The following is a 14,903-nucleotide window of genomic DNA, read 5'->3' on the forward strand; positions in this document are numbered from 1 at the left end:
TTCTTAGCCACCTGATACATCGAGTTCGGCTGCCGCAATGATGGCTTTCTGGGCGGGATTCAGTTCCCGGCCGTCCAGCCACCCTTCCGGCAGGGCTGTCTTCTTTGGTGTGCCGGCCCGCCCGCGCGGGCCTTCGGCATCCGCGCCCGGGTAGGGCGCAGTGGGATCGAGTTCCGCCAGGAGCCCGCGGAGCACCTCCAGGGAGGGCACAGTCGCCAGCTTAGCCCGCAGCTCTCCCCCTACGACGTAGCCCTTGAAGTACCAGGCCATGTGCTTGCGGATGTCCCGCAGTGCAATGACTTCGTCGCCGAAGGTTTCCACCAGGAGTTCCGCGTGGCGGTAAACACTGTCCGCGACTTCCTTCAGCCCGGGGCGGTGCCGTTCGTCACGGCCTTCGAAGGCTGCCTGCAGGTCGGCGAAGAGCCACGGCCTGCCCTGGCAGCCGCGGCCAATAACGACGCCGTCAACACCGGTCTGCTCGACCATGGCGATGGCGTCCTCGGCCGACCAGATGTCTCCGTTGCCCAGCACCGGAACATCGGGCAGGGATTCACGGAGTTCGGCAATCGCGTTCCAGTCGGCCTTGCCGGAGTAGAACTGCGAGGCGGTACGGCCGTGCAGCGTCACTGCGGCCACGCCGGCGTCGCGGGCGATCTTGCCGGCCTCGCGGAAAGTCAGGTGGTCCTCGTCGATGCCCTTGCGCATCTTGATGGTCAGCGGGATCCCGCCCTTGGAGGCTTCCCGGACTGCGGTCTGGACGATCGCGGTGAACAGGTCCAGCTTCCAGGGCAGGGCTGAGCCGCCGCCCTTGCGGGTGACCTTGGGGACGGGGCAGCCGAAGTTCAGGTCAATGTGGTCCGCGCGGTCTTCGTCCACCAGCATCCGGATGGCTGCGCCGACGGTCACGGGGTCCACGCCGTAGAGCTGGACCGAGCGGATCGACTCGTCGTCGTCGTGCTGGATGATGCGCAGCGACTCCGGCGAGCGTTCTACGAGCGCCCGCGAGGTCACCATCTCCGTGACGTAGAGTCCGCCGCCGTACTCACGGCACAGCCGGCGGAACGCCTTGTTGGTAATGCCTGCCATGGGAGCCAGGATCACCGGCGTATCAATGGTCAGTTTGCCCAGCTGCAGCGGCGGCAGTTCGAGCCTGGTCTTAGTGGTTGCAACGCTCACCTTCCTATTCTCGCAAGCGGGTGCAAATCCTGCGCTGCTTTCGGCCGGGGGTGTTGCTGCCGGGGGTCTCCCCGGGGTGCCGGTGCGGCTGGTGTTGCTGCTGTGCCGGTGCGGCTGCGACACTGCGGGGTCGCCCCGTTCCTCCACTTCGGGACATCCCGGCCGGTTGGGGACAATCCTCCGCGGCGCCGGGGCAGGATTGTCCCGAAGTGGCAGGGGTGTCCCCTACCGGAGCGGCCTGCTAGTCCGGAACCTGGTCCTCCGCAGTCACGCCGGACGCCGAGCGCCGGGCCCTGGCACTGCGCCGTGTGCCGGGGGTGTCCAGGGCAGTCCCGTCCCCGGTTTCAGTACCAGCCGGAATCCAGGCCGGTTCACGTTCTGCAGCCCCGGCACCCTGGAGTTCCTCCGGGTCCCCTGCCACACCGCCGCCCGAATCCGCCCGGGCACCGGAGAGACCCACGGCCTTGACCACCAGAACCGCGACGGCGGTGGTCACCGGGATCGCCAGCACCAGTCCAATCGAGCCGACCAGGGTGCGCACCACTTCCTCGGCCAGTTCTCCGCTGGTCAGGGTTTCAAGCAGGGTGCGGTCGTACAGGGAGACCAGGATCAGGACCGGCAGGGCGGCACCGGCGTAGGCGAACGCGATGGTGTAGACGGTGGAGGCAATATGGTCCCGGCCCACGCGCATTGCGCCGGCGAACAGCCGCCGGGCAGAGGCACCGGGTGCCAGTTCGTACATTTCCCAGACCGCGGAGGACTGGGTGATGGTCACGTCGTTAAGCACGCCGAGGCCGGAGATGATCAGGCCGCACAGAATGATGCCGGAGATGGACAGCTCATCGGAGGCGTTGATCAGCGTGTAGGCGTTCTCGTTGTCGACGCCGATCAGGTGCGCGGCATCGGTGGCCCAGGCAGCCAGTCCCGCTGTGATGCCCAGGCCAAAGAGTGTGCCGAGCAGCGCCGTCGACGTCCGGGCGGAGAATCCGTGGGCGAAGTACAGGACGCCGATCATGATCACGCTGGATCCGACCAGTCCCAGCAGCAGCGGAGGCTTGCCCTCGACCAGGCCGGGCAGGATGAACCCGGCGAGCACGGCGTACGCACCGCCCAGCCCGATCAGGGCACGCAGTCCGCGCCAGCGGGCGACGGCGATGACGACGCCGGCGTACAGCACGGCGAGCGCGGCGATGGGAACACTGCGGACGAAGTCCATGAAGATGTACGGCGGCGCCCCGCTGTCCACCATCACGCCCTCGAGGTTGAGGTAGCGGATGCTGTCCCCTGCCTCGATGGCGTTGGTCTTGGCGACTTCGGGCGGAACTTCCACCGCTACGGCCGCGCCGCCGGAAGACGGGAGCACGTGGGCTACCTGGCACTGCTGCGCCTGGGCGCCGGCCTGGGTAAGTGTTGCCGAGGACGGGCAGTCCTCGATTCCCACCCGCTGGACCGAGCCGGTGTCGATGCTGACGCCCTGGGCCGTGGCGTAGGGGTCGGCAATGGTGATCTCCCCCGGCTGGCCGCTGGGCCAGAGCGCGATCATGCCTGCCACAGCCAGGAGGCCGAGGGGAACAAGGAGCGCCGTGAGCAGGCGGTTGGCCCTTCGGCGGGCGGCGAGCGCCGCGCGGCTGGGGGTTCCGGCGTCGTGCTGGTGGCTGTGTCCCATGCAGGTCCTCACTGGGTTGGGCTGACCGGATGCCCGGTGCGGGGCGCCCTCCATTCTCCCCATGCGGCAGGCGGATTTCCGAATTCGCCGCCCTCAGGGTCTAGACTGACTGGTCAGTACAAAAAGTCGATTTCCCGAAAGGCACTTCGTGCAACCGGTTATCTCTGCGGAAGAGCTCAGCCTCACCGCTGCCAGGGGCCGCGTCTACGGCCCGCTTAGTTTCACTGTCAAAGATCCGCTCACCGTCCTGTGCGGTCCGGCGGGGAGCGGTAGGACGAGCCTGCTGCTTACCCTGTCCGGGCGCATGAAAGCCGGAAGCGGGAGCCTCGAGGTGCTGGGTGCGGCACTCCCCCGGGACGCGCGCCAGGTCCAGAAGCAGACCGGCATTGCCGGGTTTAGCGGGATAGACGACCTGGAGCCGGGCGTCACCGCCGGCGCAGCTGTTCGCGAGCGCCTGGCCTGGCTGGCCCCGTGGTGGCAGTTCGTTCCCAAGGTCTCCGACCGCCAGCTGGCCCGGGTCTGCAGCCCCGTCTTTGGCAGCCTGGACGTACCTGCCGCTAAAACCGTGATCTGGGACCTCGGCGAGGCGGAGCAGTTCCTGCTGCGCATTTCGCTGGCCATGCTTTCCCGCCCGCGCATCCTCTTCGTTGACGACCTGGAACAGGTGCACAGCAGCCAGGCGCGCGCCCTGGTGGAGGAACGGCTGGCGGCCATCGCCTTGTCCGGTACCGCCGTCGTTGCCGGAGCAGCCTCGGTGCCAACCCAACCGTGGAGCGGTTCCGAGACTGAGCCCGCCACCGTGCTGATCGCAGAGGAGTCGCACTGATGTTTGCCATGTTTTCCCCCGGCACCGAACTGAGCCGGTTTAGGCGCGGCACCCTTCCGAAGATCGCAGTGGTTGTCATGCTGTTCATTCCGCTGATCTACGGCGCCCTGTACCTGTGGGCCTTTGACTCCCCGGACAAGCACCTGGACGGACTGTCCGTGGCACTGGTCAATGAGGACAAGGGGGCAGACCGGGACGGTGAAGCCCTCAACGCCGGAAAAGAACTCGAACAGAAGCTCCTGGACGGCGCAGACCTGGACTGGCATGCCACGGATGCCGCAGATGCGGCCGACGGCGTCTCTGACGGGACGTATTACCTCTCCCTGACGATTCCGGAAGACTTCTCCGCGAGCGCAGTGTCCGTGGGAACCGACCATCCCGTGGCAGCGAAGCTCAAGGTCGACTACAACGACTCCAACAACTTCCTGGCCGGTGTGCTCGGCAAGCAGGCGATGGCACAGGTCCAGGCTGCGGTCTCCTCCCAACTGGGCAACCAGGTTGCCTCCACGCTCCTGGTGGGCCTGAACGACGCCGGAACAGGCCTGCGGGACGCAGCTGCCGGTGCCGGTGAGCTCACCGAGGGAATCGATTCCGCCGTATCCGGTGCCGGCCAGCTGACCGCTGGACTGGGCAGCCTGGCGGACGGAACGCTCACCCTGCAGGACGGTGCATTCCGCCTCTCCGCCGGAGCCGGCTCGCTGGCCTCCGGCCTGAACGACCTCTCTTCCGGAACCTCAGCCCTGTCTGCTGGCAGCGGCGACCTCGCCGCGGGTGCGCAGTCCCTCTCCGACGGAACCGCCCAGCTTTCCATCGGCGCCTCAGGCGTGGCAGCCGGCGCCCAGTCGCTGGAAGAGAACCTGGCCCTGCTCTCCGGCAAGCTCAGCGGCGCGGTTCCGCAGGCGCAGAAGCTGGATGCCGGCGCTGCACAGGTCTCCTCCGGACTGGACCGGGTGATAGCCGGAATCACCGCCCAGGATCCGAACAGTCCGCTTCTGGCACAGCTCCAGCCGCTGGCCGAAGGAGCACACCAGGTGGCATCCGGAACGGACACCCTCCAGGCCGGCATCGGCGAAGCAGCAAACGGTGCGGGCCAGCTCGCGGCCGGAAGCTCCGACCTCTCCGCCGGCGCGGCCCAGGTTTCCGCAGGGGCACAGTCCGCGGCGGACGGGGCAGCTGCCCTCTCCTCGGGCGCCTCGGACCTTGCGGCGGGCTCTGCGCAGGTCGACGCGGGTGCCCGGTCCGCTGCCCAGGGTGCCGCTGAACTGAACGCCGGAGCTGCCACCCTCAGCGGAGGCACCACTGACCTGGCGGCCGGCGCCGGTGAGCTGCTCGACGGCGGTACCGCGCTGTCTGAAGGGGCCGGGGAACTTTCCGCCGGCAGCCACACCCTTGCAGATGCACTTGCCGACGGCGGGGACGCCCTTCCGCAGGACGATGACTCCCTGATCGGCGCCAAGGCAGCCGTTGCGGCGGACCCCGTGGAGCTCGACGCCGGTTTCGCCACCCAGGCGGACAGCTTCGGTGAAGGCTTCGCTCCGTTCTTCCTGGCACTGGCCACCTTCGTGGGCGCGCTGATCACCTGGCTGCTGCTCCGTGCCCTGCCCACCCGGGCACTGGCCGCGGGGATTTCCGGTTTCCGCGCCGCAGCCACCGGCCTCATCCCCGCCCTGGCCATCGGCCTGGGACAGGTGCTGATCATGATGGCCGTGCTGGTCTGGGGACTGGACATCCATCCCGCGTACCTGCTGGGCACCGGCGCTTTCCTCTACCTGACCACCGTGGCGTTCCTGGCCCTGCAGCAGATGCTGATCATCGTGCTGGGAACGGCCGCCGGCCGGGTGGCCTCCCTGGTGCTGCTGATGCTGCAGCTGAGCTCCTCCGGCGGCACCTATCCGGTGGAAACCACGCCGGGCTTCTTCCAGGCCCTGCATCCGTTCATGCCCGCAACCTATGTGGTGAACGGGCTCCGCGCCCTGATCACCGGCGGCGTGGATGCCCGGATGTGGACCGCCGTCGCCGTCCTGGGCCTGCTGACCGCGGCCTGCGTGGCGGTAAGCGCCCTAAGTGCCGGCCGGCAGCGCATGTGGACCATCAAGCGGCTGCACCCGGAGCTGCACCTCTAAGATCAGAGGGGAAGCACCGGAGAAACAAAGGACTCACTGCATGCCACGGGTAACAGGCACCAAGCGCTCCATCCTGGATGCCGCATTGGAACTGGCGTCACTGAACGGGATCACCGGCACCACCATGGAAGACGTCGCGGTGCGTGCCGGGGTGGCCAAAGGCAGCGTCTACTACAACTTCTCGTCCAAGGACAAGCTCTTCGAACAGCTGCTCCTGGACGGGATCGGCGCGCTGGCGGAAACCCTGCGGCAGGCCCGGGAAGGCAAGTCCGGAGCCGGCGCACTGGGTGCCATGATCACCGCCATGCTGGAGGTGATCGCCGGAAACCAGCCGCTGGCCAAGCTCATCGCGGCAGAGATCTTCCGCACCGATCGGTCCTGGCAGACCCATCTGCAGACGGTTCGGCGTGAGGCGCTCGCGGAGTTCACGGCGGTCATCCGCGAAACCCAGCCGGAGCGAACGGACGCGGAGCTGATGGCGGGCACCGTCTTCGGTGCCGTCCTGGTGGGCGGCATCGAGTGGCTGGCGTTCTCTCCCGAGCGCAGCGTGCGGGAAGTCTCCGAGTCGGTGCTCTTTACGCTCTCCGGGCGGCTGACTGCCTAAAAACCGATACCAGCAACGACGGCGCCGGATCCCCTCAGGGATCCGGCGCCGTCGTTGTTTGGGTCCTGCTCCCGGCCTAGCTGGACAGGATCAGGGTGTCCGGCCCGTCCTGCCGGGCGGCACCCGCTGCCAGCAGCGGCTCCAGGACCCGCACCAGCGCGGTCATCGAGTCATCGACTTCCAGCTGCACCGGGTACTGGTAGGCGAGCATGGCCAGCAGAGATTCAACCGCAGCTTCCGCTTCGGTCTCCTCCAGCGAGGTGTCCCAGCCCAGCAGCACGTCCGCCGGGGCGTCGGTGCGCTCGGAGGTGTAGCTCACGGCGAAGGCCGCGATCTTCCCGCCTTCATGCTTCGGCTTGTCCCGCAGCACCACGGCGCCGGAGGCACCAGTCGCCTCGTGCAGCAGCATCTGCTGGGCACGGCCGATCCCCATGTCCGCCCGGTCCCAGCCGTGGACGGCGTTGTAGAAGTCGGCGACGGCGCGGGTCAGTTCCACCGACCCGGTTGCCGCTTCCTCCAGCTGGGGTCCGTGGTCTTCGAAGACGGGCAGCTTGAGCTTGCCCGGTTCAACGATCACTGACCGGGAACGCTGGATCGGCTCCAGCCCGGCGGCAGCAGCGAACGCCGCCCCCGGGGTGTCCGGGGATACCTTGGCGCGGAGCTTCGTGACGCCCGACGGCGCGTTCTCGGCTTCCTTGCGCAGCATTCCCAGCAGGGTGGAGCCCAGGCCGGCGCGCCGGTTCTCCCGGGCCACCTCGATGTAAGCCCACAGCCGGTCCGGGTGCAGGCTGGTCTCGTAGACAACGCCGGCGGCCACGGGCACGCCGTCGTCCTCAGCCACGATGCACCGGCTCCACGGCTCGTTCGCCGAAGGCCGCAGCACGGAACGAAAGTGCGCAGCCTCACCGGTCTCCGGGTCCCCCCAGAGCTGGATCAGGGCGAGGTCGTCGTCCTCACGCCATTCGCGGAAAGAGATTGCCATTACGCGCCGATCAGCCGTTCGGCCAGGTAACCCTGCACCTTGTCCAGGCTCACGCGCTCCTGGGCCATGGTGTCCCGTTCGCGGACGGTGACGGCCTGGTCTTCGAGCGTGTCGAAGTCCACCGTGATGCAGAACGGGGTGCCGATCTCATCCTGGCGGCGGTAGCGGCGGCCAATGGCGCCGGCGTCGTCGAAGTCGATGTTCCAGTTCCGGCGCAGCTGGGCAGCCAGCTCCTTGGCCTTCGGGGACAGGTCCTCGTTGCGGCTCAGCGGCAGTACGGCTGCCTTGACCGGGGCCAGGCGCGGGTCAAGGCGCAGCACAGTGCGCTTGTCCACGCCGCCCTTCGCGTTGGGAGCCTCGTCCTCGGTGTAGGCATCCACCAGGAAAGCCATGAAGGAACGGGTCAGGCCGGCCGCAGGCTCGATCACGTACGGGGTGAAGCGTTCGTTGGTGGCCTGGTTGAAGTAGCTCAGGTCGGTGCCGGAGTGCTTGGAGTGCGTGCCCAGGTCGAAGTCGGTGCGGTTGGCGATGCCTTCCAGCTCGCCCCACTCCGAGCCCTGGAAGCCGAAGCGGTATTCGATGTCCGTGGTGCCCTTGGAGTAGTGGCTCAGCTTCTCCAGCGGGTGCTCGAACAGGCGCAGGTTCTCCGGGTCGATGCCCAGGTCCGTGTACCAGTTCTTCCGGGTCTCGATCCAGTACTTGTGCCATTCCTCGTCCGTGCCGGGCTCGACGAAGAACTCCATCTCCATCTGCTCGAACTCACGGGTGCGGAAGATGAAGTTGCCCGGGGTGATCTCGTTGCGGAAGCTCTTGCCGATCTGGCCGATGCCGAACGGCGGCTTCTTGCGGGAGGTGGTGAGCACGTTGTTGAAGTTCACGAAGATGCCCTGGGCCGTTTCAGGGCGCAGGTAGTGCATGCCTTCTTCGCTGGCCACCGGACCCAGGAAGGTCTTGAGCAGGCCGGAGAATTCCTGCGGTTCGGTCCACTGGCCCTTGGTGCCGCAGTTGGCGCAGGCAATGTCCGCCAGGCCGTTTTCCGGGGCGCGGCCCTTCTTCTCTTCGTATTCCTCTTCGAGGTGGTCCGCACGGTAGCGCTTGTGGCAGCTCAGGCACTCGACCAGCGGGTCGGAGAAGACCTCAACGTGGCCGGAAGCTTCCCACACGGCGCGCGGGAGGATGACAGCGGAATCAAGGCCGACGACGTCGTCGCGCCCGCGGACCATGGACTGCCACCACTGCTTCTTGATGTTTTCCTTCAGCTCTACGCCGAGGGGCCCGTAATCCCAGGCGGAACGCGAACCACCGTAGATCTCACCCGACTGGAAGACGAAGCCCCTGCGCTTGGCCAGGGAGATGATCGGATCCAGTTTGGATTTGGTCGAAGCCATGTGAATGGTACCGCCGTTCTTTCTGCTCACGCAGGCCGCTGGGTGCGGTCCGCTTTTGATCCCGTTCCGCCTCGCTTTCCGGCGCGGAAGTGCGCAGGTGCGGGCCGGAGGGCAAAACCTATAGATACCAGCTTAAGGTCACGGCAGCGAAAGCCGGCTACCCGTTGCGCCGCCGCGCCCAGGGGCGGAATCCGGGCATGTTCCACGGCAGTGTGGCGATGACGATCGCCACCAGCGTCAGGGCAGTGCCCAGCACGGTCGCGGCGACGACGACGGAGCCCGGAGCCGGAAGGAAAAGATCCAGCAGCAGGGACCCGATCAGCTGCCCGCCGATCAGGCCAAGGCTGGTCAGCAGGACACCGAGCGTCTTCACCAGCATGGCGCTGACGCCAATGAAGATGCAGCCCATTACTCCGCCGAGGTAGTACCACCAGGTGTCCGGCAGCGGATTGCCGAAACCGGACACCGCTACCTTGACCAGCCAGACCACCAGCAGGGCTGCGAATCCGGAAACGAAGTTCATCAGGGTTGCGGTGATGGGGGTTCCGTAATGCATCCCGGTGGTTCCGTTCATGGCCTGCTGGAAGCTCATGGCCATGCCGGCGCTCAGCGGCAGCAGCACGGTCAGCAGCCAGTCGGCGCCTCCCCCGCCGCCGGAAAGCTTGGGGCTCACGGCCCACGCGACGGCGGCGATGGTCAGCACTGCCCCTACTACCCGCATGATGGTGAGGGTTTTCTTGCCGCCGGGACCAATGCCCATCCGGTCCACCACCAGCCCGGTCAGCGTCTGGCCGGCAACCGTGGCAACGGTGAAGACGGCAACCCCCAGGACGGCGATGGTCAGCGTCTGTGTGAGCACGAACCATGCTCCGATGACACCGGCCAGGATGTAGATCCGAGGAAAGCGCCTTTCCCGCAGGGCGGGGAGGATTTGCCCGAAACCGGCCCGGCCGCGCGGAAACACGGCAGTGACGAGGATCATCACGGCCAGTCCGGTACCAAAGCTCACCAGCGCGGCGGCAAGGGAATCGTCCAGGGCTACGCCCAGGGCACCGTTGATGCGGGACTGGGCGGGAATAGCAACCCCGGAGGCAAGGGCAAGGGGAAGTCCGACGGCGGCGGGGATACGGGCAGGCTGTGGCACCGTTTCACATTACTCCCGGTTGGGCTCCTCCCCCGCCCCGCGCATTTTCCCGGAGCCTGCGCAGCTGCCCGTGTACCGGCGTCGTACGCTTTCTCCGGCAGAATAGGATCCATGAGTTCAACCGATCCCCAGGACCTGCCCATCCGTGACGACATGATCCGCCTTGGCCAGGCACTGAAACTCGCCAGCCTTGCCGAGGACGGCGTTGAGGCCAGGGAACTGATCGAAAACGGCCTGGTGAAGGTCAACGGCGACATCGAGGAGCGCCGCGGCCGGCAGCTGCACGCCGGCGACACCGTTGAGGTGAACAGCCAGGCCGTGCGGATCGTTTCCGGCGGCTAGCCCTACCGGGAACCGAGGACCGTGTGGGTCAGGAACTCCCGCACGTGTCCCAGTTCCTGCATGTTGATGCTGTGTCCCATGCCCGCGTAGAGCACCTTGGTGAGCTTGGTGTGGCCGTTCAGCCAGGCGTGGGTGTACTCGATCCGCTCGGCGTCGATCACCGGATCGGCCTGGTCCCGTCCCCAGAAGAACGGCACCTTCAGTGCTGCAAGCTCCTCGTCATGGAAGAAGCCGTTTCCTTCGGCCGGCACCACAAAACCGGAAAGCCCGACGACGGCGGCGAACTCCTCGGGCCGGTGCCGCATCAGCGTGCTGGCCACCGCCATGCCCATGGAGAAGCCGAGCAGGCTGACGCTGGAGTGCTGTTCCCTGGTGCCGTCCAGCCAGTCCGAGACGTCCTGGACTGCCGCAACCACCCGGTCCACTGAGTACTCCGGTTCGTGCATCAGCGGGAACCAGCTGTATCCCGGGCCCAGCGCCTGCGGGGCACGCACTGAAGCGATGGTGAACTCCTGCGGAAGGTACTGTGCCAGCCCCATCAGGTCTTCCTCGTTGGCCAGGTAGCCGTGGAAGAGCACCAGCAGCGGCGTTCCGGCCCGCTCCTCCTCCGGCTTGGAGAAGAGCACAACGGGGTTCCAGGGGGAGTTTTCAGTCATAAAACCCATTCTGGCATGCGGCTGGGCCAACCTACGGTCGCGTAGCCAGGCACCCGCGGGCAATCATGGTCTGGTGACCGAAAATGCACAGCACCCCCCAGTATCATCCGAACAGCAGACCGGCTCCGGTCCGGCAGCGCAGGCTGCTCCGGTCCAAGGCCACCCGGACCATCCCTTCAACCGGTATGTGGCGATCGGCGACTCGTTCACTGAAGGAATTGGAGATCCCAGCCCGGAGAGTCCAGGCGGACACCGCGGCTGGGCCGACCGGCTGGCAGAGGAACTCGCTGCCGGGCACGACGACTTCGCCTACGCCAACCTGGCGATCCGCGGACGCCTGCTGAACCAGATCGTGGCGGAGCAGGTCCAGCCCGCCATCGACCTGAAACCGGATCTGGTGACCATCTGCGCCGGCGGCAACGACGTCATCCGCCCCGGCGGCGACCCCGACCGGCTGGCCGAGACCATGGACACGACGATCGCGAGGCTGCGGGAAACCGGGGCCACCGTGGTGCTCTTCACCGGACCGGACATTGGCGCCACCCCGGTGCTGGGCAGCGTCCGCGGACGGGTAGCCATCTACAACGAGAACCTGCGCACCGTCGCCATGCGGCACGACGCCGTCATCGCGGACATGTGGGCGCTGCGGGAGCTGAGCAACCAGCAGATGTGGGCGCCAGACCGGCTGCACTTCTCTCCGATGGGCCACCAGACCATTGCGGCCATGGTCCTGGAAACCCTGGGGGTTCCGCATACCCTCGAACCCGCCAAGGTCAAGGAACTTCCGCCCAAGAACTGGCGGACCGCGCGCTCCGAGGATCTGTTCTGGGCCCGCGAATACCTGATGCCGTGGGTGATGCGGCGGGTCCGCCGGCGCTCCTCCGGTGACGGGATAACGGCCAAGCGTCCGGATGCCGGCCCCTACTTCGGCCAGCGCATGCCCCAGGGCTCCTCCGAAGGCGCGGAACCGGTCCGCTGAGCCGGGGCTAGCCGGCGGTGGACGGGGCCGGCCGTGCCGGCCCCGTCCGCGAAAGCCACAGATAAACCACCAGCGCTGCACCCCAGGCGAAGAACAGCGGGTCCCACAGCCAGGCGTGGCCTTTCAGCCCTTCAAGATCAGCGTCCGGTCCTGCCGGGATCCAGCCGGCCAGCACTGCGCAGGCTGCTGCTGTGTTGACCGCCCCGTACAGGACCAAACCGGTGCCGCCTGCCCAGCAGAGGACCCGGATGAGCCGGGGAAACGGAAACCTGCCGTACCCGGAGGCCAGCGGAATAACCGCTGCTGCTGCCTTGAGCAGCGCGGCACCGGTGAGGACCAGCGCAGCCTGCACCGGAGACTCCTGCCTGGCCTGTACGGCGAAGCCGCCCACCGTGCCCAGCAGCCACTGCCCGCCGAGGGCCCAGTACGCGCTGAAGGACGCGTGGACCAGGCCCAGGACGCCGGCGGCCCACAGGAAAATGATTCCGCGCCGGGTCCCGGTGCCCGCTGGCCGCGGCGGTTCCTGCGGTGCACTGCGCATCCCCCCCCATGGTGCCGCGCAGTGCTCAGGCGAAGAAGTCCTGCCGCAGAACATCCTGGAGCTGGAGCACATCGGTGAGGAAACCGTCGTGGCCAATGGGCGCACTGATCAGGTGCACGCGGTTCTCGCCGGGAAGCGCTGCGGCCAGTTCGCGGGACTGTTCGGGGAAGTACAGCCGGTCCGAGTCCACGGCTGCTATCAGGAACTGCGCCCGGGTGCCCGCGAGGGCTTCGGTCAGGCTGCCCCGTCCCCGGGTCACGTCGTGGCTCATCAGCGCCTCGGTGAGGATGACGTAGCTGTTGGCATCGAACCGGCCGGCAAGTTTTTGTCCCTGGTGGTCCAGGTAGCTCTCCACCTGGTACCGGCCGCGCTCCGCCGGAAGCGCCGCTCCCAGCGGGTCCTCCCCCGGCTGCGGTGTCCGGCCGAACCGGTACTGCAGTTCTGCCTCGGAGCGGTAAGTGATGTGCGCGATCCGGCGGGCCAGCCCCAGGCCGGCCAGCGGGGCGCGTCCGTTGTAGTAGTCCCCGCCGTTGTAGTCCGGATCCAGCCGAATGGCCGCCACCTGCGCCTGGGCGAAGGCGATCTGCTCACCCGTGCTTGCTGCCGTCGCGGCTATCACCGCGCAGCGTGCCACCCGCTCGGGTTCCGTTACCGCCCATTCGAGGGCACGGGCACCGCCGAGGGAACCGCCCAGCACGGTGTGCCAGCGGCGGATGCCCAGCTGGTCCGCCAGCCGGGCTTCTGCGTGGACGGAGTCGCGGATGGTGACAAACGGGAAGCGGGACCCCCACGGCAGTCCGTCCGGATCGGCGGACGCCGGCCCTGTGGAACCGTAGCAGCCGCCAACCATATTGATCGAGACCACGAAGAACCTGTTGGTGTCGATAGTCCTGCCCGGACCCACCAGGCCGTCCCACCAACCGGGTTCGTCAGTGCAGCCCTGGGCCACGTGGGTGCTGCCGGTAAGGGCATGCGGAACCAGCACGGCGTTCGAGGCGTCGCCGTTCAGCCGGCCCCATGTTTCATAGCCCAGCACTACGTCCGGCAGGACACCGCCGGTCTCAAGGGCCAGGTCACCGATCGAGGCGTACTGCAGCACGCCGTCCTGTAGACGGACGGGGTGCTCTGGTGCAGGAGGATACGTGGTCACGCTGTACTTCATGCTCCCTTGGCGGCGCGGAAACCGGCGTCGAGGTCCGCGATGATGTCATCGATGTGCTCCAGTCCCACAGACAGGCGCACCAGGCCGGGGGTCACGCCGGCGGCTGCCTGCGCCTCAGCACCGAGCTGGCTGTGCGTCGTCGACGCCGGGTGGATCACCAGCGAGCGCACGTCGCCCACGTTCGCCACGTGGGAGTGCAGCTCCAGCGCGTCGACGAAGCGCTTGCCGGCTTCGACGCCGCCCTCGATTTCGAAGGACACGATCGCCCCGGTTCCGCGCGGGCCGTACTTGCGTCCCCTTTCGAACCAGGGGCTCGACTCCAGCCCTGCGTACGCAACCGATATGACGTCGTCGTGCGCTTCCAGCCAGCGCGCGACGGCGACGGCGTTTTCAACGTGCCGCTCCATGCGCAGGCTCAGCGTCTCCAGGCCCTGGGCCAGGAGGAACGCATTGAATGGCGACAAGGCCGAGCCCAGGTCGCGGAGCAGCTGTACCCTCGCCTTGAGAATGAATGCCAGGTTGGCGCCGAGGACTCCGTTTGCACCCAGGTCACGGGCGTAGACCAGGCCGTTGTAGCTCTCGTCCGGGGTGTTGAAGCCGGGGAACTTCTCCGGATCGGCGCCGAAGTCGAAGTTGCCCGAGTCCACGATCACGCCGGCAATCACGGTTCCGTGCCCGCCCAGGTACTTGGTGGCCGACTGCACAACGATGTCCGCACCCCATTCGATGGGCCGGATCAGGTACGGGGTGGACAGGGTGTTGTCCACGATCAGCGGGATGCCGGCCTCATGCGCGACGGCGGAGATCCCCTCGATATCCAGCACGTCCTGGCGGGGGTTGGAAACCACTTCGCCGAAGAACGCCTTGGTGTTGGGCCGGACTGCTTCCCGCCACTGGTCCAGGCTGTCCGGGTCCGCGACGAAGCTGACATCGATTCCGAACTTCTTCAGCGTGTGCTTAAACAGGTTGTACGTGCCGCCGTACAGGCTGGGGCTCGCAACGATGTGGTCGCCCGCCTGGGCGAGGTTCAGGATGGCGTAGGTTTCGGCGGCCTGGCCCGAGGAGAGCAGCAGGGCACCGAGGCCGCCTTCGAGGGACGCGATCCGGTTCTCGACTGCTTCCTGGGTGGGATTGCCGATCCGGGTGTAGATCGGTTCCAGCTCAGCCAGGGCGAACCGGTTCGCAGCGGCTTCGGCGCTGGGAAAAACGAAGGACGAGGTTTGGTAGATCGGCAGGGCGCGGGCGCCGGTAACGGCGTCGGGCTCCTGACCTGCATGGATCTGGCGGGTTTCGAAGGACCAGTTGGCAGACATT

14 protein-coding genes are annotated in these 14,903 nt (G+C 67.2%); 5 read left to right on the forward strand and 9 right to left on the reverse strand.

The annotated features are described in order from the left end of the window. Positions 1-3: 3 nt before the first annotated feature. Both dusB and NGB94_RS13105 read right to left on the reverse strand, forming a co-directional pair. Positions 4-1,176 carry a tRNA dihydrouridine synthase DusB gene (dusB, locus tag NGB94_RS13100; protein ID WP_325791098.1) on the reverse strand — a complete coding sequence of 391 codons (1,173 nt, stop codon included), beginning with the start codon at positions 1,174-1,176 and terminating at the stop codon, positions 4-6. A gap of 241 nt (positions 1,177-1,417) precedes the next feature. Continuing rightward, a complete protein-coding gene (locus NGB94_RS13105) occupies positions 1,418-2,842 on the reverse strand; it encodes a YibE/F family protein (protein ID WP_325791099.1) in 1,425 nt (474 codons plus the stop codon). Between the two features lie 148 nt (positions 2,843-2,990). Between NGB94_RS13105 and NGB94_RS13110 the strand changes: the two genes are divergently transcribed. The 3 genes from NGB94_RS13110 to NGB94_RS13120 are packed head-to-tail and all read left to right on the forward strand — an operon-like array spanning position 2,991 to position 6,395. Beyond that, positions 2,991-3,668: an ATP-binding cassette domain-containing protein gene (locus NGB94_RS13110; protein ID WP_325791101.1), complete on the forward strand. Its 678-nt coding sequence runs from the start codon at positions 2,991-2,993 to the stop codon at positions 3,666-3,668. Continuing rightward, on the forward strand, positions 3,668-5,791 hold the full coding sequence (locus NGB94_RS13115; protein WP_325791102.1) for a YhgE/Pip domain-containing protein: 2,124 nt from the start codon (positions 3,668-3,670) through the stop codon (positions 5,789-5,791). Before NGB94_RS13110 ends, NGB94_RS13115 begins: the two co-directional genes overlap by 1 nt. Positions 5,792-5,831: 40 nt before the next feature. Further along, a complete protein-coding gene (locus NGB94_RS13120) occupies positions 5,832-6,395 on the forward strand; it encodes a TetR/AcrR family transcriptional regulator (protein ID WP_325791103.1) in 564 nt (187 codons plus the stop codon). A 76-nt stretch (positions 6,396-6,471) separates the two neighbouring features. Here the strand turns inward: NGB94_RS13120 and NGB94_RS13125 are convergent, their stop codons facing one another. From NGB94_RS13125 to NGB94_RS13135, 3 genes are all read right to left on the reverse strand, one after another. Further along, complete coding sequence (locus tag NGB94_RS13125) at positions 6,472-7,377, reverse strand: GNAT family N-acetyltransferase (RefSeq protein ID WP_325791104.1); 906 nt, start codon at positions 7,375-7,377, stop codon at positions 6,472-6,474. Continuing rightward, the gene (locus NGB94_RS13130; RefSeq protein WP_091606354.1) at positions 7,377-8,765 is read right to left on the reverse strand and encodes a glycine--tRNA ligase; all 1,389 of its coding nucleotides are present in this window, start codon (positions 8,763-8,765) and stop codon (positions 7,377-7,379) included. Before NGB94_RS13130 ends, NGB94_RS13125 begins: the two co-directional genes overlap by 1 nt. Positions 8,766-8,922: 157 nt before the next feature. Beyond that, positions 8,923-9,909, reverse strand: coding sequence for a DMT family transporter (locus tag NGB94_RS13135; RefSeq protein WP_325791105.1), 987 nt, complete (start codon positions 9,907-9,909; stop codon positions 8,923-8,925). Positions 9,910-10,020: 111 nt separating this feature from the next. Here NGB94_RS13135 and NGB94_RS13140 point away from each other — a divergent pair, with 111 nt between their 5' ends. Then, positions 10,021-10,251, forward strand: coding sequence for an RNA-binding S4 domain-containing protein (locus NGB94_RS13140; RefSeq protein WP_325791106.1), 231 nt, complete (start codon positions 10,021-10,023; stop codon positions 10,249-10,251). A 2-nt stretch (positions 10,252-10,253) separates the two neighbouring features. On the opposite strand, the gene NGB94_RS13145 is transcribed toward NGB94_RS13140, so the two are convergent. Next, positions 10,254-10,907 (reverse strand): alpha/beta hydrolase, encoded by a 654-nt coding sequence (locus NGB94_RS13145; protein ID WP_325791107.1) that lies wholly within the window; start codon positions 10,905-10,907, stop codon positions 10,254-10,256. Positions 10,908-11,094: 187 nt separating this feature from the next. On the opposite strand from NGB94_RS13145, the gene NGB94_RS13150 reads away from it, so the two are divergent. Continuing rightward, entirely contained in the window at positions 11,095-11,886 is a 792-nt protein-coding gene (locus tag NGB94_RS13150; protein ID WP_325791162.1) for an SGNH/GDSL hydrolase family protein, read from the forward strand. Positions 11,887-11,893: 7 nt separating this feature from the next. Here the strand turns inward: NGB94_RS13150 and NGB94_RS13155 are convergent, their stop codons facing one another. The 3 genes from NGB94_RS13155 to NGB94_RS13165 are packed head-to-tail and all read right to left on the reverse strand — an operon-like array spanning position 11,894 to position 14,902. Continuing rightward, positions 11,894-12,427 (reverse strand): DUF3995 domain-containing protein, encoded by a 534-nt coding sequence (locus NGB94_RS13155; RefSeq protein ID WP_325791108.1) that lies wholly within the window; start codon positions 12,425-12,427, stop codon positions 11,894-11,896. 25 nt (positions 12,428-12,452) lie between these two features. Next, on the reverse strand, positions 12,453-13,589 hold the full coding sequence (metX, locus tag NGB94_RS13160; RefSeq protein WP_325791109.1) for a homoserine O-acetyltransferase MetX: 1,137 nt from the start codon (positions 13,587-13,589) through the stop codon (positions 12,453-12,455). Next, positions 13,586-14,902, reverse strand: a complete 1,317-nt coding sequence (locus tag NGB94_RS13165; RefSeq protein WP_325791110.1) for a bifunctional o-acetylhomoserine/o-acetylserine sulfhydrylase — start codon at positions 14,900-14,902, stop codon at positions 13,586-13,588. Before NGB94_RS13165 ends, metX begins: the two co-directional genes overlap by 4 nt. Between the last annotated feature and the right edge of the window lies 1 nt (position 14,903).

This window comes from Arthrobacter koreensis (assembly GCF_035792275.1).
Taxonomy (GTDB): Bacteria; Actinomycetota; Actinomycetes; order Actinomycetales; family Micrococcaceae; genus Arthrobacter_B; species Arthrobacter_B koreensis_A.

What these genes read in the sequence shown, in the direction of transcription:
- NGB94_RS13105 (WP_325791099.1), bottom strand. Translation starts at nt 2,842, where the DNA reads ATGGGACACAGCCACCAGCACGACGCCGGAACCCCCAGCCGCGCGGCG.
- NGB94_RS13115 (WP_325791102.1), top strand. Translation starts at nt 3,668, where the DNA reads ATGTTTGCCATGTTTTCCCCCGGCACCGAACTGAGCCGGTTTAGGCGC.
- NGB94_RS13120 (WP_325791103.1), top strand. Translation starts at nt 5,832, where the DNA reads ATGCCACGGGTAACAGGCACCAAGCGCTCCATCCTGGATGCCGCATTG.
- NGB94_RS13125 (WP_325791104.1), bottom strand. Translation starts at nt 7,377, where the DNA reads ATGGCAATCTCTTTCCGCGAATGGCGTGAGGACGACGACCTCGCCCTG.
- NGB94_RS13130 (WP_091606354.1), bottom strand. Translation starts at nt 8,765, where the DNA reads ATGGCTTCGACCAAATCCAAACTGGATCCGATCATCTCCCTGGCCAAG.
- NGB94_RS13140 (WP_325791106.1), top strand. Translation starts at nt 10,021, where the DNA reads ATGAGTTCAACCGATCCCCAGGACCTGCCCATCCGTGACGACATGATC.
- NGB94_RS13145 (WP_325791107.1), bottom strand. Translation starts at nt 10,907, where the DNA reads ATGACTGAAAACTCCCCCTGGAACCCCGTTGTGCTCTTCTCCAAGCCG.
- NGB94_RS13155 (WP_325791108.1), bottom strand. Translation starts at nt 12,427, where the DNA reads ATGCGCAGTGCACCGCAGGAACCGCCGCGGCCAGCGGGCACCGGGACC.
- metX (WP_325791109.1), bottom strand. Translation starts at nt 13,589, where the DNA reads ATGAAGTACAGCGTGACCACGTATCCTCCTGCACCAGAGCACCCCGTC.
- NGB94_RS13165 (WP_325791110.1), bottom strand. Translation starts at nt 14,902, where the DNA reads ATGTCTGCCAACTGGTCCTTCGAAACCCGCCAGATCCATGCAGGTCAG.